Raw genomic sequence first — 20,236 nt, 5'->3', positions numbered from 1 at the left:
ACTTTACTTAACGATACGAATATGAGCAATAAAGTAGCATTAATCACCGGAGTAACGGGCCAGGATGGCGCCTATTTGAGTGAATTACTATTGAGCAAGGGCTATACCGTCCACGGGATCAAACGAAGAAGCTCCTTGTTTAACACCGACCGCATCGATCACCTTTATGAAGATCCCCATGTCGACAACGCCAAGTTTATCCTACATTATGGGGATTTGACCGACTCGATGAACTTAACCCGGATCATCCAGGAAGTTCAACCCGACGAGATCTATAACCTGGCCGCCATGAGCCATGTTCAGGTAAGTTTCGAAATGCCCGAATATACCGCCAATGCCGATGGAATAGGCACCTTACGTATATTAGAAGCGGTACGTCTCCTAGGCCTTACCAAAAAAACCAAAATATACCAAGCATCTACTTCGGAGCTATATGGCTTGGTACAGGCCGTACCTCAGTCTGAAACCACGCCATTTTACCCACGCTCTCCCTATGCAGTAGCCAAAATGTACGCCTATTGGATTACCGTCAACTACCGTGAAGCCTATAACATGTTCGCTTCCAACGGTATTCTCTTTAACCATGAGTCTCCCCTTCGTGGTGAAACCTTTGTAACCCGGAAAATCACCCGTGCTGCGGCCAAAATAGCCCTGGGATTACAAGATTGCTTGTATATGGGAAATATCGACGCCCAACGCGACTGGGGCCATGCCAAAGATTATGTAGAGGCCATGTACTTGATCCTTCAGCAGGAAAAGTCCGAAGACTTTGTGATCGCCACCGGTGTGACCACCCGCGTACGGGAGTTTATCCGCATGACCTTCGCTTTCCTGGGAATAGAGCTTGCCTTTAGCGGAACGGAAGCCGACGAAATAGCGACCATCGCCACCATAGATACCGAACGGATGGCCGAACTGGGAATTAAGGATACCTCCCACCTTAAAATTGGGGCTACCGTTCTTAAAATCGATCCCCGCTACTACCGCCCTACCGAAGTAGAACTGCTTATTGGCGACCCTACCAAGTCACAAGAAAAACTAGGCTGGAAACCTAAATATACCCTCCAGACCCTAATCGAAGATATGGCCTCCTCCGACCTCCGCCTATTCCAAAAAGATCGGCTATTGCTTAAAGAAGGTTTTGGAGTGCTGAATTATTTTGAATAGAAAAAAACAATTAACTCATAGATGATCAGTTAATCATCTATTCGTCATTGTTATAAGTATGACAAATTTTGAGTAGTATGTCAGTATATAAAACAATTGCTAAAAACTTTGCAGCCAATTCGTTTGGTATGGGAGTGAACTTCCTAAACCAAATTGCGATGGTACCCTTATTTATACTTAATTGGGGAGTTGAAAAATATGCTGACTGGATACTAATCACGGCGTTTTCGGCATTTTTTGCAATGACGGATTTAGGGCTTAATAGGGCTAGTAACAATGACTTTGTAATAAAATACCAACAAAAAGATTATGCTAGCTGTAAAAGGTTGCAAGCCAACGCATTTATATTTGTCCTATTCATATTTGTTATTTTTATATCCTCTTCAATTTTAATATCGCAAATATGGGGATTCAATAGTATACTAAGTATTAATTCCTTTTCTGAAACTGAGACATCCTTTGCCTTTATGGTTTTATTAAGTGAGGTATTCTTTAATATGTATGGTCGAGTTTATCATGGCATCTTTAGAGCTACTTCCCACACTCATATTGCCATAATAATAGACAATATTGTCAGACTTGGAGTTTTACTTATATTATTCATTGGTGTAACATTTCATCTGGATATTAACTTAATGTTATGCATCTATATAATTCCAACAATAGGAGGGATTATTTGTAAACATCATTATTCGAATAAAATATTTAAAATTAAATTTTCATTTCAAAATTTCAACTTCCCCATTCTAAAATCATTAATAGGTCCATCTTTGGCATTTATGATGTTTCCCCTGGGTCAGGCTGTTTCTAGTCAGGGTATTGTTCTTGTTGTAAATACCCTTCTGGGACCTACAATTTTGGTGGCCTTCACAACCACTAGAACATTTGTAAATTTCCTACGCCAAGTAATGAATATGCTTTCAACTTCCATCAATCCTGAAATTTGCGCAGCTTTTGGAAGACACGACATAAAAACCATTAAAAACATCTATTATAGATCCCTAGTTATAACTTTCATCATAACAACATTCAGTATTATACTCATGTTATTAGCTGGAGAGCATATATATACCGCATGGACCAAACATACTATCGCATTCAATCAATTATTTTTTGCCTGCATGTTGCTATCAATGTTGGTTTCATGTTTATGGGGAATATCAAGTGTTATTCCATTATCAACCAATACTCATGGCCCTTTTACTATTGCGTTTCTGATTACTCAATTTTTCACCGTAATTATAACTTACTTGCTATTAACTATTTACCCCAATTTAGAAATTATCCCAATAACTATTCTTAGTACTGAAATACTATTGTTTGTCTTTACATTAAAACAAAATAATAAATTCTTAAACATTAATTTTTGGGAAATGCTAACTGAAATTAGTCATCAAATCAAGTTCCTATTAAATAAGGGAAAATTGCTTAATCCTATTGTAATTTTAAAAAAATATGGCAACTAAAGTATTTCAAAAAATATACAGAAATCTAATAAATAAATATACTCTATTTACAAGATTTCAAATATGGAGAACAAAGAGCAAATACCCTGTAAAAATCATTCGAAACACGTCAACCTTAAATCATCCTTCCATACATTTTATACACAGATACTGTACTAATAATACCGGAGATATTGCATGCGGTTATTATCAATATATTAACAGGATATTCGCCGAGTATGCATGTCTTGTCCACGACATTAATAGTGTCAAATTTTCTTTAATCAAGAAAAATGACATAATTGTCATTGGTGGGGGTGGACTGTTGAATGCTAGTACATTATGGAACTACAATATTAAGAAATCAGCAAAATTGGCTAGTAAATCAATAATATGGACTGCAGGATTTAACTCTAGTATTAATAATGAGTCTGTTGTGAAACTGGAGTGGGAAGATTTTGACCTAATTTCAGTAAGAGATTACGAATATCAAAATTTCCGGTTTGTACCATGTGCAACTTGTATGCTTCACGAACTAGAACTGGAATACCCCTCTATTAGAAAGATAGGTGTAATAGCACATAAGGATGTTTTAAATCATCTTCCAGATGATTTAAAACATTTCGACTTTATAACAAATAACGCACCTTTGTCTAAAATGATTGAATTTATTGGCACCTCTGATATTATTGTGACTAATAGCTATCATGCAGTATACTGGAGCACATTAATGCAAAAGAAATGTATCCTATTCGCGCCTAGATCAGAGAAATACAATTATTTTAAATATCCACCTGTATTATATTCAGGTGATTTAGAATTTGATATTTCACAAGCGCAGATATATCCTAATTCACTTGATATATGTAGAAAATTAAATATGGAGTACATAAATGATATGAAAGATTTGATAAGTTAACCTAATATAGAAATGAGCATCATTTATTTGAATACTAATTTTTATCTTTTATGAAAATCTTATCAGTAGGAAACATGAACGGAACTTCTAATACATGTCTCCATCGTCATTGGGCTCTCACAAAACTCACAACAAAAATTGATGTGGTTAATACCCGTGACAAAAAATTCACTATTTGGTACAAACTAGCAAATCGTCTATTTCAATACGGATTTCCTATACGTTTACCTGATAGCCCTAAGGCCAATAAGCAAATATTAAAACTAATTAATGCTACTGGAAACGACTATTATGATATTATTTGGATAGATAAGGGTATAACGATTAATCCAGAAACCTTGCGTTGTATTAAACGCCTTTGTCCCTCAACTAAAATTGTAAGCTATTCTCCTGATAATATGGCATTAAGGCATAATCAAAGTCAAAACTACCTAAAATGCATTCCACTTTATGATATTCACTTCACAACAAAATCCTATATATTGGATAAAATGAAATCTTTAGGGGCCAAACGTATTGAGTTTACAAATAAACATTATGAAAGTTCATTTCACTATCCTAGAACCTTAACAATAGAAGAGACAGAGCGTTTAGGTGGCGATGTCGGCTTTATCGGAGCTTGGGAAAAAGAACGTTGCGATAGTATCCTCTTTTTAGCAGAAAATGGTGTAAAGGTGAAAGTTTTCGGCGATGGTAGGTGGAATAACTATAGAAATATTAAAAATTTAGAGGTTCTACCAGGAATATTCACTGATGAATATTCGAAGGCGTTGCGAGCGTTTAAAATATCTTTGTGTTTTTTAAGAAAAATCAATCATGATTTGCAAACCTCACGGAGTATGGAAATACCTGCATGTGGTGGATTTATGTTGGCAGAAAGGACCATAGAGCACTTGTCATTGTTTGAAGAGGGAAAAGAAGCTGATTACTTCTCTTCTAATGAAGAATTACTAAATAAATGTCAATATTATTTAGAAAATGATGATATACGCCAGACTATAATATTAGAAGGGTTGAAAAGATGTAAACTTTCAGGATATTCCAACGAAGACTCAATGAACCGAATGATAAACAGCGTACTGAATGATGACTAATTCCATTCAACCAAATAATAAGGGTGATGTTGTATACCTACTAAAAAAATGGTTTGCCATCGTATTATATACCTCTATAGTTGGTGAGATCATATTTTTCCTTTCCTGGGAAAATATGATGGGATGTTTAATGGAATTAATCGTTTGGCACATATTTAATGGTTTTTTTCTGAAGCGAAAGATCATTCTAGAACATCCGTTTTCATTTTTAACATTTCTATCTATGTTCTTGGCTAGATATTTACCCCTTCCTGCGACGTTATTAGAAGGGAAACCAATAACTTATGGATTTGAAATGCCATTCGACACATTCTTTTGGGAAACGGTAATGTTTTGCGTAGCCTCAATGGCCTTTTATACTAGTATTCATTATCATAGTAAGAAAACAAACAAAATTCAAAAATGGCTTTTTAAAATAGGTTTTTTTAAAACGGATCCAATCACATTATGGATACTTGGATTAATTGGAATAGCAGTCCGAATCCAACAATTAATAGTGGCTGGCGAAGTGGAATTTGGAGATGTAAATAATAAGTTTTTAGCTGGATTGCTTTATTTGCAATATACTCCTATTATAATGTTGTTTCCAACATTATGCGGGATATCAAAAAGTAAAAGCCGTAATCTACTTGTATGGCTTTATATTGCTGTGCTATTCATTACCAGCTTCGCAACGAATAGCCGACAATCAATGATATTCCCAATTTTTACATTGATTTTGCTTTATTTTATTTATGTTTTAATTGAGAACATCAGCGTTTTTAAATTACTATCTCCAAAAAAAATCATAATACTTGGCTTTTTTGTTTTCGTTGGATTAAACTTTATTTCAGACATATCCCTTGCCATGCTGGCGACAAGAAAAGTTCGAAGTGATATTAGTAGAGCCGAACTATTTGAAAAAACAGTGCAAACCCTTCAAAATGATGGCCTCATGGAACAACTTAGAAACACCTCCATTGAGGAAAGGGGTCAGTTGATCTCCTACAGTAATGGTTGGGATGAGAGATATATCAATAATTTTATGTTGAACAGATTTGGAAATCTTAGGGTTTCCGATGAAACTATCTATTATGCTCACAAAATAGGATTCTCCAACCCAAAGATGCAAGATAGCTTTGAATCAAAGGCATTAGCAATATTCCCATTGCCGTTATTGGCTATATTTAATGTCAAATTAGACAAAAATCAACTTCTATATTCACCCGGTGATATGCTATTTATGACTGGCGGAGGGGCCAATGCCTTAGGCGGTTATCGAGTAACCAGTTTAGTCGCAGATGGACTAGCAACATTTGGATTATGGTCATTCCCTTTGATATTCATACTACTCTTTTTTTCATTTAAACTTCTTGACTGTTTTGTTATTTTCCGAAACAACCAAGTCATGTTTTCGACAATAGGTTTAATAAACATTTTCGGGTTTCTAGGAATGTATAGAAACTCGATTGGATTAACTGTTCCTCTAGCCTATATTCTTAGAGGGTTTTGGCAGTTGTGTTTTACCTATTGGTTAGTTGTGTTTATAATACAATTACTACCATATGCCAGAGGAAGAAAAAATTAGTACATCTGTATTTGTATTTAGGGTTAGACGAAAGGACTCAACTTCCATGTATTCAGAAATGATATTTAGAGAAAAAGCCACTGAAAAATACATTTAACAACATAGAAAACTTTTTTGCAGAAGTAACAAATTGGGTAAGCTCTTCTTAATTAAAAGGCCATAGGTCAATGCCTAAAACAACAAAGACTTTAAAATTCTCATGAAAATCATCATATTCTCACATCCAAATTTTTTGCCCTCCCAAAGCATGCCTAAGTATACTAAATGGCTATCTGATGGAATGAGAGAAAGAGGGCACGATGTTACAGTTTGGAAACCATTCCCATTCTTTTATAAATTACCAGGAAATGCTTTTACTAAGAAGTGGATGGGGTATATTGATCAATATATATTTTTCCCAATCTTAATAAAATTAAGATTATTAATGCAGACCCAAAAGTGTCTATTTGTTTTCTCTGATCAGGCATTAGGTCCATGGGTGAAATATGTTAAAAATTATCCTAATGTAGTTCATTGCCATGATTTTTTAGCTCAACAAAGTGCATTTGGCATGATAAAAGAAAATCCTACTTCCAAATCCGGTAAAATCTACCAAACATTTATTCGAGACGGGTATCGTCACAGTAACAACTTTATATCCGTTTCTAGGAAGACAGAGTCCGATTTACTAAAAACATTACTAATACAACCTCAAATCACCAAGGTTGTATATAACGGGTTAACTCAAACCTTTCTACCTGCACCAAAGCAGGAGATAATTGCGGAGTTAACGAATCACACCAAATTAGATATTTCAAAAGGATATATTTTACACGTAGGCGGAAATCAGTGGTATAAAAATCGAATTGGAGTAATCGAAATTTATGATCAATGGCGCAAAATTAATAATGAATTGAGACTTCCTTTAATAATGGTTGGCGCTGCGCCTAACAAAAGGATATTGAAATCTTATGAAGAGTCAGGGTATAAGATGGAAATAGAGTTCTTAATTAATAAACCCGATGACATTGTCAAAAAATTTTATCAAGGAGCCAATGTCTTTTTGTTCCCCTCAATAGCAGAGGGATTTGGATGGCCAATTGCTGAGGCCATGGCTTGTGGTACAATAGTGATAACTACCAATGAAGCACCTATGAATGAGGTAGGTGGTGAAGCAGCTATCTATATAAACAAAAGACCAACAGAAAATCACAAACTAGAAACTTGGTTGGTTGAATCCGCATTAATTTTGGACCAAGTGCTAAACTTAGATTATGATCAAAAATCAGAAACTAAGTTGAAAGGATTTCAAAATATCAAACGCTTTAGCAGCAATCATGCTCTGGATCAGATTAGCCAAATATATCAATCAATTGAAAGTATACAATAATGAAAATACTTCGAGTTATTCCAAGTATGGATCCACTACAAGGAGGTCCGTGTCAAGGTGTTCGAAATTCAATACCTGAATTAGAGAAACTGAACGTCACCAACGAGGTTGTTTGCTTTGATGAGCCATCTAGTTCCTTCATTAAGGAAGACAACTTTAAAATATATGCATTAGGTGCATATCAAACTTCTTGGAAGTTTAATTCTAATTTTGCTAGATGGTTCGAGTATAATTTTAATAAATATGATGTGATTATAATTCACGGTCTCTGGAACTATCATAGTTATTTAGTTAATAAAATTGTCTCCAATCAATTAAAAAGAGCTAAAACATCCACTGTAAAGGTATTCGTAATGCCTCATGGAATGCTCGATCCATGGTTTCAAAAAGCTTCAAATCGCAAACTTAAAGCAATTCGAAATACACTCTATTGGCACTTGATTGAAAAACATGTCATAAATAATGCAGATGGTGTACTATTTACAACAAACGAAGAATTACTTCTTGCCAGAACAACATTTTCCGGTTACAAACCGAAAAAAGAATTGAATGTAGGGTATGGCATCCAACCACCTCCATTATTCGACACCAAAATGAAGGATTGCCTAACTAAGTTTAACATAAGCAATGATCCGTATATTTTATTCATGAGTAGGATCGATATAAAAAAAGGGGTCGAACTCCTAATAAGGGCCTATATTAAACTAAAAGAGCATTACCATAATATTCCTAAACTAATTATAGCGGGGCCTGGCTTAGAGAGCCCATACGGCACTAAAATGGTAGAACTTGCTAATAATATTCCAGAAATTATATTTACAGGTATGCTTACGGGGGACCAAAAGTGGTCAGTACTATATGGATGTGAGGTTTTCATTTTACCTAGTCATCAAGAAAATTTTGGCATTGTTTTAGCCGAAGCCATGGCATGCGGCAAGGCTGTTTTAACAACTAATAAGGTTAATATTCAAAAAGAGATTATTAACCATTCCGCTGGAATAATAACTGACGATACAGAAAGTGGAATATATGACAGTTTAAAAAGTTGGTGTGATAAAAATCAAAATAATAAGTTGGAAATGCAGGAGAATGCTAACAATTTATTTAAAAACAACTACTCTATAGAAAGTGCAGCCAAATCATTTTTAAATAGTATTCGCCAATATTAATGAAACAATATCAAGATTTAGAAAATTTTAAAGTACCAATTCACTTCAGAGGCCGATCGGCAATAGTTGTTCAACTTTGGTGGATTATTCAGTCGACTTTGTTTGCTTGGTCACCTCAGTTTCTTTATCCCTGGCGCAGATTCTTGCTAAGGCTATTTGGAGCACATATTGGAAAAGGAGTCTTAATCCGTTCGTCGGCAAAGTTTACTTATCCATGGAATATTTCTATTGGTGATTATTGCTGGATAGGTGAGGATAATGTTTTTTATAGCTTAGGGAAAATCCAGTTAGGAAATCATGTGGCATTAGCTCATAAAGTATATTTAAACACCGGTGGACATGAATATGACAAAGTTACCTTCGACATATTTGCGAAACCGGTAATAATTGAAGACGAATGTTGGTTAACCAATGATGTTTACATCGCTCCAGGTGTTGTTATAGGCAAAGGCACAATTGTAGCAGCAAGGAGCTCGGTACTTCATTCATTGCCTAGTGGCAAAATCTGTGTAGGTACTCCAGCTAAACCCATAAAAAATAGAATATGAAAAGATACTTATTAACAGGTGGTTCAGGATTTATAGGCACTCACCTTATGAAAAGTTTGCTATCTCAAGGGCATCAAGTTATAAATTTAGATTATAAACCACCCAAGTTAAAAGAACAACAAGATTTATGGATAGAACTAGATTTATGTGATAATGATTCCATGCATAAAACGATAATAGAATACAATCCAGAATATGTAATTCATCTCGCTGCTAGAACCGATTTAAATGGAAAATCACTTGAGGAATATCAAGTAAACACAGATGGTGTTACTACCCTTCTTAACTGCCTGGAGAAGTGTAAAAATTTGAAACAGGTTATATTCACCTCCTCCATGTACGTATGCCAGCCGGGGTATACTCCACGCGACTATGATGACTATTTACCACATACAATATATGGGAGAAGTAAGGTAATTACAGAGAAGTTAATAAAAAAACGAAACCCAAATTATATTTGGAGTATAATACGTCCAACCTCCATTTGGGGCCCGTACTTTGGCGAACCGTATAATCAATTTTTTAATATTGTACTTAGTAAAAGTTATTTTCACATGGGTTCTAAGGCCTGCAAAAAAACTTATGGTTATATAGAAAATACGATTTATCAAATAGAATCATTATTGGATAAATCAGCACAGGAAGTGCATTCTAAGGTATTTTATTTAGGTGATTATGAACCTTATAAAATTGAAGAGTGGGCCAATGAAATAGCAGCAATCGAGAATATAAAAATACCAAATATACCTTTTTTCATCTTTAAATTAGCTGGCTACTTTGGAGATGCTCTAAAAATAATTGGCGTCACTTTCCCAATGACAAGCTTTCGGTTACAAAATATGACAACGGATAATGTCTTCGATTTATCTCAAATTCAGAGGTTAGCTCCAAACCTACCCATTTCTCGAGAAGTTGGTAACAAGAAAACGATAGAATGGATAAAAAGCCAAGAAATATAAATCTTTTCAAATTAATCCAAAGATACTTAATAGGAATTGTGGGACTTATGTTAATGATTTTCGTTCTGATCTTCAGCTGGCTCCCCAATCCCGATATAGGGTTACTACCCATATTTCCACATTGGCTGGGGGAATGGACCAATAAAAATAAGAATCTAAGAACGGCCGTACCCTTCGTATTTTTAGGATTTATAGGGCCTTTTTTGCCTCTGTTCTCCAATAAATCGATATGGACAAGAGCTATGCTCGTCCTGGTATCCTTATTGTTTTTGGTCAGCATGGCGGAGGTGGGACAATTATTACTTCCTCGACGACATTTTGACTGGGGCGACATTGGCTGGGGCATGGCGGGAACCCTGCTGGGGATGCTCCCCGCTTTGGCTATACAGCAATTGGTACTAAAAAAGAAAACCCTCTAAACGTTAAACAACCAACCCATCATGCGCATTTTAATCTACGGCATCAATTATGCACCCGAACTTACCGGTATTGGAAAATACACCGGAGAAATGGGTGCCTGGCTTGGAGAGCAAGGCCATGACGTAACCGTGGTCACTACCATGCCTTATTACCCCGAATGGGAGGTGCACCCCGAATATCGAGGGCGCGGTTCCTTTATAGAACGACGGGGCAACGTGCAGATTCACCGCTATCCCATTTATGTTCCCCAAGAGGTAAGCTCTATAAAAAGAATTCTACATGAATTTTCATTTTTGGCACGCACCTCCACCTTCTGGTTAAAATCCATATTCACCAAAAAATACGATCTTGTTTTTTGCGTAGCGCCCCCCTTCCATATTGCCATATTGCCCTTAATTTATAAGTTTATAAAAGGGGGTAAATTGATCGCCCATATTCAAGACCTTCAGGTGGATGCCGCCAAAGAATTGGGTATGATCAAAAATAACTTCTTCCTGAATAGCATGTTCGGCTTTGAACGTTTCTTACTCAAAAATAGCAGTAAGGTATCGACCATTAGCGAGGGAATGAAAAGAAAAATTCTTGGCAAAGGGGTTTCCGAAAACAATATTTTGATGTTCCCTAACTGGGTCGACCAAAACACCATTACACCCGTTCCCATAACCGATTCCCTAAGACAGGCGTGGGGATTAGGCCTTCAAGACTTTGTGGTGCTTTATTCGGGTAATTTGGGCGAGAAACAGGGACTAGAAGTCATTATAGAGGTAGCGGAATTGACTAAGGACCTTCCCCACCTAAAATTTGTAATCGTAGGGTCGGGTGGAGCCAAAGCTAAATTAGAAGCCTTGGTGGCCCAATCCAACCTCCAAAATATAATTTTCAAACCTTTGCAGCCCTACGAACTACTTCCCAAAATGCTGGGGATAGCCAATGTACACCTGGTTTTACAAAAAAAATCGGCAGCTGACCTGGTTATGCCCTCTAAGCTCACCACCATACTATCGGCTGGCGGCTGCGCGATCGTAACGGCAGACGCTGGAACTAGCTTATACGACTTGATACAGAACCATCAGGTAGGATTAATCTGCCCTCCAGAATCGGCCCCTGCCCTGGCCGCCACCATTCGCCAAGCCAGCCAACAGGATTTGACTGTCATTCAAGCCAATGCCCGGAATTATGTGCTACACAACCTGACCAAGGAAGCCATTTTGTCTTCGTTCGAAATAAGTATTCAACATATACTTCATCAGAAAAACTAACGTCTCTTTACCGTTTAATAAATTCATGGGACTAGATATAGTACAATTTAGAGATACATTTGCAATTTCTCTATGAATTGGATTTTATTGTAAAAATGCACCTTTATTTCTATTGTTTATTTGGTATATTCGTACGTAGTTTCAAATGTTTTGTAGATTGATTTCTAATAATCTATTCTTAGAAATAGAATTTACACTATAACGACTCTATCAAGAATACTAAAAATACCTAAAGTTCAGCATGCCAGCCAGCATAACTGGTTGTAAGGAATAATTTACTCAACGTTATACTAAAACATCATGAAAAATCGACTCACTGGCCTTCTGCCGAAGGTGCATCTCTGGACGGATCTTGTCCTATTGAATGTATCCTTTTTTCTCGCCTACGCCCTCCGTTTTGAAACATTACCGCATTTAATCGGGGATCCTTATGTCAATATGTTATTGGTAGCCAACCTGCTATGGATTCTTTGCAGCAACTGGGCCAAGACCTACCATTTTACCCGCTTATCCTATCATTTTAATATTCAGATCACCAGCCTACTCAAAACGGCTGTCGTGCATGCTGGCTTACTCATGGCCTTTATGTATTTGGCCCAGGTAGGAGAGCTCTATTCCCGTTCCCAGGTATCTCTTACCTATGGCCTATTTATATTGGTAGCGGCCATAGCCCGTGCCTTTACGGTGAGTGGTCTTAAGCTTTACCGCCAGGCCGGCTACAACTACAACCGCTACATTATCATAGGCAATGGAGAACTTTCGTCTATGATCCGTGGCTTTTATAATAAAAATAGGGAGCTGGGATACCGCTTTTATGGGGCCTTTCCTTTTAGCAACGATGGGGAACAGATAGCCCGCATCGAGCAGATGATTAAGGAGCAAAAATTAGATTATGTATACTGCTGCATGTCCGACCTGACCGACGACCAGGTAAGCGACCTGATCCGCTTGGGAGAGCGGCATCGTACTCAAATCAGGCTCGTTCCGGACTTCCGGGGTTTTGTAGACAAAATGGCCAATATCGAGTACCACGACCTGTACCCCGTCATTCAGGTCAATACCAAGCCCTTCTCCAATGTACAGGAGCAGAGTATCAAAAGGGTATTTGACCTGGCCTTTTCGGGTGTAGTCATGATCCTGGGTGCTCCCTTGTTCTTATTATTAATGTTGGTGGTTAAACTTTCCTCACCAGGACCTATATTTTTCCGTCAAAAGCGCTCAGGCCGTTGGGGGGAGATTTTCGAGATCTACAAATTCAGAAGCATGTATGTAGATGCCGACAAAATGGGCCTACAACATTCCCAAGGTGACGACGATCCGCGCATCACACCGGTGGGCAAGATCTTGCGCAAGACCCGACTCGACGAACTTCCACAATTTTTCAATGTACTCAAAGGCGATATGTCCGTTGTAGGACCTCGGCCCCTATACAAATATGATGTGGATATGCTCATGGAAGCCGAGCCACACGACTTCCAGAGGTTGTTGACCGTAAAGCCCGGAATTACCTCTATCGGACAGATCAACGTAGGATATGCCGATACCGTGGCTAAAAACGTAGAACGTCTCAGATACGATGTTCAATATCTGAAATCATATAGCCTATTAGACGACATCAAATTGATCTTTAAAACCGTTCAGGTGATGGTTTTAGGCCGGGGACAATAAACCCGTGATGGTGGTATTCGTACCTAAGAAATTTGTACCTGTTGTGGCTGCAGGTGCGATAGGCCCCTTCTCACCTCTTTTAATTAACAGCACAATTCGTACCATTACTTATTTATTAATCAATCGATCAAAATGAAAAAACGTACACTCAAGATCTTAACCCTTTCGTTGCTCATCACCGGAGTGATGTACAACTGTAAGAAGAAGGACGAACCGTTCCCTACCGAGCCCGATACCGAGTTGGTAGATGAAATTAACGGCATTGAAGTGGAAGAGGTAGCCGTAAGCACCCCTGAAGCGGTGACTTCTACCGAATCTTCCATTGCTGTTTCGGCCAAAACTACCGAAACGGCCACCGCCATAAGTGCCATTACCCCGACCAACATTCCTGCAGCCGCTACATCGGCCGCTGCCGAGGTATCCGGAGCACTGAGCACAGAAGAGGTAAACACGCTAAATTCTGTTACTCCTGAGGTGATCGCTGCCGTTTCGGCTGGTGGAGCCTTGCCTGCCAACCTAAAGGCCGTAATGGATAAGGTAGCTGCCGACCCAACCCTAAAGGCTTATTTGCCGACTCTTACCCTTCCAACCGTTGGAGGAACTGCCATATCGGGGACCCGTACGGCTATTATCGAAGGAGTTGAGGCCGTTAATGGAGTCTTGGTAGAAGACGCTTGTATTACTGCGGCAAATGCCACCTATGCCACCGTAAAAACGAAGTTGGATGCTACCAAAGCGAGCGAAGCCGCTAAAATTGCCGCTGCTTATGCCGCAAACATTGCTCCTTTGGCCGCTGCAGAAACGGCTTGTCAGGCGGCTATACCCGCCAAATATGCTGCCTTGCGTACCCAGGCAGAAGCGCTTTCCACTTCGGCTATCACCACCCTCGACGCTGCAAAAGAGGCTTTGGGAGCAAATTATGCATTACTTGCAGCGCTTAGCAAGATTCAATTATTGGGCTATCTAAGCTCTTTAAATGAGCTACAAGCCGCCGATATTAAAGCATGTACGGCAAAAACTACAGCTGCTACCACCAATGCCGCTGCTGCCAGAGATAAAGACTTGGCCACTGCCAATGCCAATTATGCTGCGGCCCTAGCCAAAGCAGAGGCTTCTAAAGTCAAATTAATTGAAAGCTGCCACAACCAAGGAGGTGGAAATTAAGCAAAATAGGACTATTTTTAAGAGGAAGGGCGGCCTGGTGCTGTCCTTCCTTTTGTTGTTTTGCATGGGGGCTGTTCAGGCCCAAGTCAACCTATCGGGCAAGCCCGGACTCATCTTTACCCCTAATGCCGTGGCCGTCGAAGATGGGCAATTTAGCTTTGGCTACAACTATAACCCCATACGCTATGGCTTACGGCGTCGAGGTACTAATCCCGAGCAAATCCTGTTTGCCAACGTCACCTTTCTTAAAAGATTCGAAGTCAACGTCAACTTTTTACAGTTAAGGAGTACCGATACCCATCAGGTACGGGAGGCACTGGGCGACCGACAGCTCGACCTACGTTATCTTATTCTGAAGGAGAAGCCCAAGCGCCCCTCTTTGGCCTTGGTGCTCACCACCCCCTTTACCATCGACGGCGCCATGCTCACCCATGCCCTGGTGGCCACCAAAAACTGGACCATTCAAAAGGACCTCAAACTGGAAGTGAGCGCCGGATATGGCAGCCCGTACTATTTGTGGAGAGACGAAAGCAACTTAAAAAACTCCAGTATCCTGTCCAATTTTGCCTGGCAAAAAAAGAGTGAAGACCGATACAAAAATCATTATCTACAAGGGCCTTTTGGGGGAGCTATTTTACATTATAAGTCTGTTGGTGGCCTGATGGCCGAGTTCGATTCCCAGCATATCAATATGGGAGCATACGTGAAGCTATGGGATCGCTGGACGATACAAGGTGCCCTGCTCAACTTCGACCAGGTGTCCTTTGGCACTTCCTTCGCTCTTTCCTTGCTCAAGCCCTCCAAACGCCTAAAATTGCAATCTCATGAGCGCGAATAATACCCTTTGGCTATACCTGCTTTGCGCACCACTGTTTCCGGCGTGGGCACAAACGGACCGGTTTAGCCCCGAAAAACTGGTAAACGACTATGAGCATATCACCCATACGGAGGAGGCGGTCCAGTACGAACAACGCATGTACCGGAACCCTTTCATCGGACTATTCGAAATGCAGCGCATCATGGCCGACAGTGGGGTTCAGCACTACAGCCCCCTTTTTCAAGGGATGCCGGTAGGAGTGTATTCCAAGGGACAGTCCTGGAATTACCGCCCGATGGAACCAAATGAAAGAAAGGAATACTACAGCCATAGTAAGGCTCCCTTACAGCTCAAGGGATATAAGCTCGACTTCTGGCTTCAGCCCTACTTTACGGCCAACTTCGGGAATTTTGATAAACCCGTAGAGAGCAATACCAGCATAGCCATCCAGACTTCCCTGATGCTCTGGCCAGGTATGGCCCTACACACCGGGATCCTCTTTCCGATCACCAACGACCTCGACGGCCGCCCCCGCAACATTCGCCCCGCTCCGAGTTACCTCAATCAGTTTTGGGCACAGGGCAAGCATTTTATTAGTGCCTCCCTGGGTTTCTTTGCCAACGACCAGTATGGGCTAAACATCCAATACCGCCACGCCGACCTCTCTAAACCCTGGTCCATGGGCGTAGAAGCAGGCTATACGGGCTTCTACTACTATCCGAAGGGGGGCATCTATTACGAGTCGCTGGAACATCTGCTGCTACTCGCCGATGTTGCCTACCGCTTCAAAGGGCCCGACCTGACCGCCAAACTTACCGGCGGACAATTTATGTACCAAGACCGAGGCTTGAGAATGGAGCTAATCCGGCAATTTACCAGTATCGAACTGGGCCTATATGCCAGCAAAACAAAAAATGGCTCAACGGTAGGTTTTAATATTGCCGTCCCTATTCCTCCTGGCAAAATACTACAAGGCAAGCATGTGCGGCTCCGAACTGGTGACGAATTCCGTTGGGAATATACCTATACCCGGGGATATAAGATTGGCGAACGCTACCGAATGGGCTACAGCCTCGACCAAAAGTTACGTCAATACCAGGTCGACTATTTGAACCGTCAACAAAAACAATTGGACTAATTGAGGCAGATGGCCTCAATATAGGCTTCTATAACCGAATTATTTTAAATAGAACGATGCTATCCCGGCCTATCTATTCGAGCCTCGATTTCAGGAAAAACCTGACCACCGACAGCCAATTGATGGCAGCATTACCATCCCTTCGTGGGAGAGGTTAACGTATAGTAATAAAAACTTGAAAATAAACCTGAGTTACAACACAATAATAGATGAGAGAAAAATTTATTTATTTTGTTAAATTTGAAATGCAGAATTAATTTATTTTATTTGTCAAACGTTTTTTACAAACAAAGTCCCCGATATCTAATAATAGCCAGTCTTCATGGCCAAATTACTAAGGTAGGGGATCCTCGATATTGTATTTTTACTCAACGTTAAGCATAGTTTAAAGTCCGGAACCATCAGGTGTCGGACTTTTTTTTGAATATATTTGCAAAAGGAAGGGCCTACAAGCCAGTTATCATTATAATTCACCTATTCACTATATACCTATGAAAGGCCTCGTATTGGGAGCTTCAGGGCAACTTGGAAGTTGTCTAAAAAAAGTCGCCGCAGCGCGTCAAATCACCGACATCGTATTTCCTTCGGAAACGGAAGGCAATATATTGGACGAAGGCCTGCTATCGGCCTTAATGGAAAGGGAAAAACCTCAGTTTGTGATTAACTGCGCCGCCTATACGGCCGTAGATAAGGCAGAAGATGAACAGGAGCTATGTAGGAAGATCAACAAGGACGGAGCGGCTAATATCGCCAGGGTCTGTAAGACCTATCAGGCGACCATGATCCAGATCTCGACCGACTTCGTCTTTAAGGGGGATATTCCAAAGGCATTATCGGAAAATGACCTTACTACGCCCGACAATATGTACGGACTTACCAAGCTTGAAGGCGAAAAGGAGATCATCGACATATTGGAGCAGTATTACATACTCCGCACCAGCTGGTTGTATTCCGAATATGGAAACAACTTCGCCAAAACCATGCTGCGCCTGGGCAGCGAAAGAGAGGAGCTTGGCGTGATCGTAGACCAGGTGGGCTCCCCTACCTATGCCATCGACCTGGCCGGGGCTATCCTCGATATCATGCAGGCTCCCGCTCCTGCCTACGGACTATATCACTATAGCAACGAAGGGGCCATTAGCTGGTACGATTTCGCTAAGGCCATTTTCGATATTAAAAAGGTAGACATACGCGTAAAACCCGTGAAGTCGACTGAGTATATCACCAAGGCCACCAGACCAGCATTTTCGGTGATGGATAAGAATAAAATTAAGTCTACCTTTAATATGGCGATCCCCTATTGGAGAGATAGCCTAGAGGAATGCCTGAGCCGCTTATAAGCCAAAAGCCCCCGGTACCTATGGCGCCAATCGCCATAGGTACCGGGGTTGCTACGGCAGTAGCCCAAGGTCCTACTTCGAGGGCTCCATCCTTTACTCAAGCTCCCAGCTAAAAGGAGCTGCACTCTGAGCGCCCAGCCGGGTGACCGACACGGCGGCAGCCTGGCTGGCGAAGCTGCAAGCGGCCACTAGGTCGGAGCCTTTTACCAGGGCTGCAGCCAGGGCTCCATTGAATACGTCTCCGGCACCGGTGGTATCTATGGCGGTTACTTCCTGGGCTGGGATAATGGTTTGCTGGGTATCGTTATGCAGGTACACCCCATCCTTGCCCAAGGTGATCACCACCTGCTGTACGCCTCTTTCGCGGAACCATGCCGCCGCCGCTTCAAGAGAGGGACGGTCCACCGGCCTGATGCCCGTGATAATTTCCGTTTCGGTTTCATTGGGGGTGATCAAATACAAACCTTGAAGCATCTCTTCGGACAAGCCCATGGCGGGAGCCGGGTTTAACAGAACGGGGATTTGGCGTTGGAGGCATTGCTCATTTATGTACCGGACGGTTTCCAAGGGTATTTCACATTGCATCACCACCAGGGCTACGGCGTCGAAAGCGGCGTCGGGGATATGTTCTGGAAGCAAATCCATATTGGCACCGGAGGCCACCACGATCTGATTTTCACCCGATTCTGCCACGGTAATCAATGCTACTCCACTGGCATGTTCCTCCGAAAATGTAAGAAAATCGATGTCAAGGGACTCCTCCTTAAAGTTGATTTCTGCCTGTTTGCCAAAGATATCTTCTCCCAGACGGGCGATAAACCGGACCTGCCCACCCAGCCTGGCCGCAGCTACGGCCTGGTTGGCTCCTTTACCTCCCGGGTTCATCAAAAACTCACCTCCCAACACCGTTTGTCCAGGCCGAGGAAACTCGCTCGTCTTGACGACCATGTCGGTATTCGAACTCCCTACCACCAATATTGTATGCTTCATCATGAATGTATCGTTATCGATTAGGCTTGCTATATAGCAATTTTTAAATAAAAATCCAGCCCCTCTATGCCTAATCTTCCGACTTGTTTTTTAAATACATCAACAGGGCATAAGCCCCCTGCACCACCACCGTTTTGTCGGCAAGTTCGGGGTTCAAAACCTCGATACGACCCTCTATCAACGACCCGACCGTCACCGGCAGCATCCTATATTGTCCTTTAAGCTGGGGAACAAACACATAGGTCTGCCCCTGATAACTGACTACGGCATCCTCGGGGAGTGTTAGCGCCCTATGATCCTTCAGGCGTACTTCGGCATTCATATAGGTGCCTGGGACTAAGTCGGGGTCATATTTTTCGAAATGCGCATGAAGCTCTACCGTTCTTTCTGGCGAGAAGTCCTTCCCGATCAGTATCACCTTACAGTTGTAGAGGGTGCCCGGGTCGTTATTGGTAAAGGCCTGAATGCGTTGCCCAATCTGGAGCCTCTCGAGGTCCTTTTCAAAGACCTTTAGGTTGAGGTGAATGTCGGAAGGGTCTACCAGTTCGAAAAGCACGTCGGTGGGGCTCACATATTTCCCTAGCGTCATATTGGCCTGAGACACGAACCCGTTGATAGGGGAACGAACCGTCATGGTCCTGGAGATATGTTCTAGGGCCAGTTTGTCGGGGTCCACTCCTACCATTTTCAATCTTTCGTAAAGTGATTTATTAGCAATCCGCTGGCTTTGGTAGTCCGCTTCCGCTTGTTGCGCCATTTTCTGACTAGCGGCTTGGGTTTTGCTAAGTTCTTGTTGGCGTAAAAACTCCTTTTCCAAAAATACCAATCGGTTTTTTCCCTCCAGATACTGTTGTTGGAGCTGTATATACTGCTGGTCTTCGAGGGTGGCGAGCACCTGCCCCTTACGAACCCGAGCCCCAGGCAGCAGGTCGGCACTTTTAAGGTATCCGCCCATAGGCACCGACACACTGATTCTGTTTTTGGGTGGGACGTCTATCAAGCCATTGAGCCTTAGCAAGGGGGAACTTACCAGCCATGTAGGCTGAGCCGTTACGATATTGGCATTGCTGATCTGCTCCTCGTTCAATACCGCCAAGGTTTCGTCAACCTGCTGTTGGGGGCCTTCCTCGTTTTTTTCTGAATTGGCGTTACAGGCCCATAGGAAAAACAGGCCCAAAACGAATATTACTGACTTTCTCATGA

Annotated in this window: 18 protein-coding genes; 16 read left to right on the top strand and 2 right to left on the bottom strand. The window is 41.2% G+C overall.

Annotated elements, in window-relative coordinates; translation table 11 throughout:
* The first annotated feature begins 21 nt into the window (after window positions 1-21).
* From gmd to rfbD, 16 genes are all read left to right on the top strand, one after another.
* Window positions 22-1,167, top strand: coding sequence for a GDP-mannose 4,6-dehydratase (gene gmd, locus CLV98_RS18860; RefSeq protein ID WP_109676857.1), 1,146 nt, complete (start codon window positions 22-24; stop codon window positions 1,165-1,167).
* A 77-nt stretch (window positions 1,168-1,244) separates the two neighbouring features.
* Window positions 1,245-2,633, top strand: a complete 1,389-nt coding sequence (locus tag CLV98_RS18855; protein ID WP_109676855.1) for a lipopolysaccharide biosynthesis protein — start codon at window positions 1,245-1,247, stop codon at window positions 2,631-2,633.
* The gene (locus CLV98_RS18850; protein ID WP_109676853.1) at window positions 2,623-3,531 is read left to right on the top strand and encodes a polysaccharide pyruvyl transferase family protein; all 909 of its coding nucleotides are present in this window, start codon (window positions 2,623-2,625) and stop codon (window positions 3,529-3,531) included. The genes CLV98_RS18855 and CLV98_RS18850 overlap by 11 nt, the downstream gene beginning before the upstream one ends.
* A 50-nt stretch (window positions 3,532-3,581) precedes the next feature.
* On the top strand, window positions 3,582-4,625 hold the full coding sequence (locus CLV98_RS18845) for a CgeB family protein (RefSeq protein ID WP_109676851.1): 1,044 nt from the start codon (window positions 3,582-3,584) through the stop codon (window positions 4,623-4,625).
* Entirely contained in the window at window positions 4,615-6,192 is a 1,578-nt protein-coding gene (locus tag CLV98_RS18840) for a hypothetical protein (RefSeq protein WP_109676849.1), read from the top strand. Before CLV98_RS18845 ends, CLV98_RS18840 begins: the two co-directional genes overlap by 11 nt.
* A 199-nt stretch (window positions 6,193-6,391) precedes the next feature.
* Window positions 6,392-7,561, top strand: coding sequence for a glycosyltransferase (locus CLV98_RS18835; protein ID WP_109676847.1), 1,170 nt, complete (start codon window positions 6,392-6,394; stop codon window positions 7,559-7,561).
* Window positions 7,561-8,730, top strand: a complete 1,170-nt coding sequence (locus tag CLV98_RS18830) for a glycosyltransferase (RefSeq protein ID WP_109676845.1) — start codon at window positions 7,561-7,563, stop codon at window positions 8,728-8,730. The genes CLV98_RS18835 and CLV98_RS18830 overlap by 1 nt, the downstream gene beginning before the upstream one ends.
* Window positions 8,730-9,278 (top strand): WcaF family extracellular polysaccharide biosynthesis acetyltransferase, encoded by a 549-nt coding sequence (locus CLV98_RS18825; RefSeq protein ID WP_109676843.1) that lies wholly within the window; start codon window positions 8,730-8,732, stop codon window positions 9,276-9,278. The genes CLV98_RS18830 and CLV98_RS18825 overlap by 1 nt, the downstream gene beginning before the upstream one ends.
* Window positions 9,275-10,237 (top strand): NAD-dependent epimerase/dehydratase family protein, encoded by a 963-nt coding sequence (locus CLV98_RS18820; protein ID WP_109676841.1) that lies wholly within the window; start codon window positions 9,275-9,277, stop codon window positions 10,235-10,237. Before CLV98_RS18825 ends, CLV98_RS18820 begins: the two co-directional genes overlap by 4 nt.
* A 47-nt stretch (window positions 10,238-10,284) precedes the next feature.
* Window positions 10,285-10,656, top strand: coding sequence for a hypothetical protein (locus tag CLV98_RS18815; protein WP_109676924.1), 372 nt, complete (start codon window positions 10,285-10,287; stop codon window positions 10,654-10,656).
* A 21-nt stretch (window positions 10,657-10,677) separates the two neighbouring features.
* Window positions 10,678-11,916 carry a WcaI family glycosyltransferase gene (locus tag CLV98_RS18810; RefSeq protein WP_109676839.1) on the top strand — a complete coding sequence of 413 codons (1,239 nt, stop codon included), beginning with the start codon at window positions 10,678-10,680 and terminating at the stop codon, window positions 11,914-11,916.
* Between the two features lie 300 nt (window positions 11,917-12,216).
* Window positions 12,217-13,584 carry an exopolysaccharide biosynthesis polyprenyl glycosylphosphotransferase gene (locus CLV98_RS18805; protein ID WP_109676837.1) on the top strand — a complete coding sequence of 456 codons (1,368 nt, stop codon included), beginning with the start codon at window positions 12,217-12,219 and terminating at the stop codon, window positions 13,582-13,584.
* A gap of 132 nt (window positions 13,585-13,716) precedes the next feature.
* Window positions 13,717-14,748, top strand: coding sequence for a hypothetical protein (locus CLV98_RS18800; RefSeq protein WP_109676835.1), 1,032 nt, complete (start codon window positions 13,717-13,719; stop codon window positions 14,746-14,748).
* Window positions 14,714-15,586, top strand: a complete 873-nt coding sequence (locus tag CLV98_RS18795) for a YjbH domain-containing protein (protein ID WP_109676833.1) — start codon at window positions 14,714-14,716, stop codon at window positions 15,584-15,586. The genes CLV98_RS18800 and CLV98_RS18795 overlap by 35 nt, the downstream gene beginning before the upstream one ends.
* Complete coding sequence (locus CLV98_RS18790) at window positions 15,573-16,703, top strand: YjbH domain-containing protein (protein ID WP_109676831.1); 1,131 nt, start codon at window positions 15,573-15,575, stop codon at window positions 16,701-16,703. Before CLV98_RS18795 ends, CLV98_RS18790 begins: the two co-directional genes overlap by 14 nt.
* A gap of 491 nt (window positions 16,704-17,194) precedes the next feature.
* Window positions 17,195-18,043, top strand: a complete 849-nt coding sequence (gene rfbD, locus CLV98_RS18785) for a dTDP-4-dehydrorhamnose reductase (RefSeq protein ID WP_109676829.1) — start codon at window positions 17,195-17,197, stop codon at window positions 18,041-18,043.
* Between the two features lie 93 nt (window positions 18,044-18,136).
* On the opposite strand, the gene rbsK is transcribed toward rfbD, so the two are convergent.
* Together rbsK and CLV98_RS18775 are read right to left on the bottom strand one after the other, a co-directional pair.
* Window positions 18,137-19,036, bottom strand: coding sequence for a ribokinase (gene rbsK, locus CLV98_RS18780; protein ID WP_310588738.1), 900 nt, complete (start codon window positions 19,034-19,036; stop codon window positions 18,137-18,139).
* A 67-nt stretch (window positions 19,037-19,103) separates the two neighbouring features.
* Window positions 19,104-20,234, bottom strand: coding sequence for an efflux RND transporter periplasmic adaptor subunit (locus tag CLV98_RS18775; protein ID WP_109676827.1), 1,131 nt, complete (start codon window positions 20,232-20,234; stop codon window positions 19,104-19,106).
* Window positions 20,235-20,236: the final 2 nt, after the last annotated feature.

It is taken from the genome of Dyadobacter jejuensis (assembly GCF_003149085.1).
GTDB classification, from domain to species: Bacteria; Bacteroidota; Bacteroidia; order Cytophagales; family Spirosomataceae; genus Dyadobacter; species Dyadobacter jejuensis.
The sequence above is the reverse complement of the archived record's forward strand: the minus strand, read 5'-3'. Positions and strand labels throughout refer to the sequence as shown.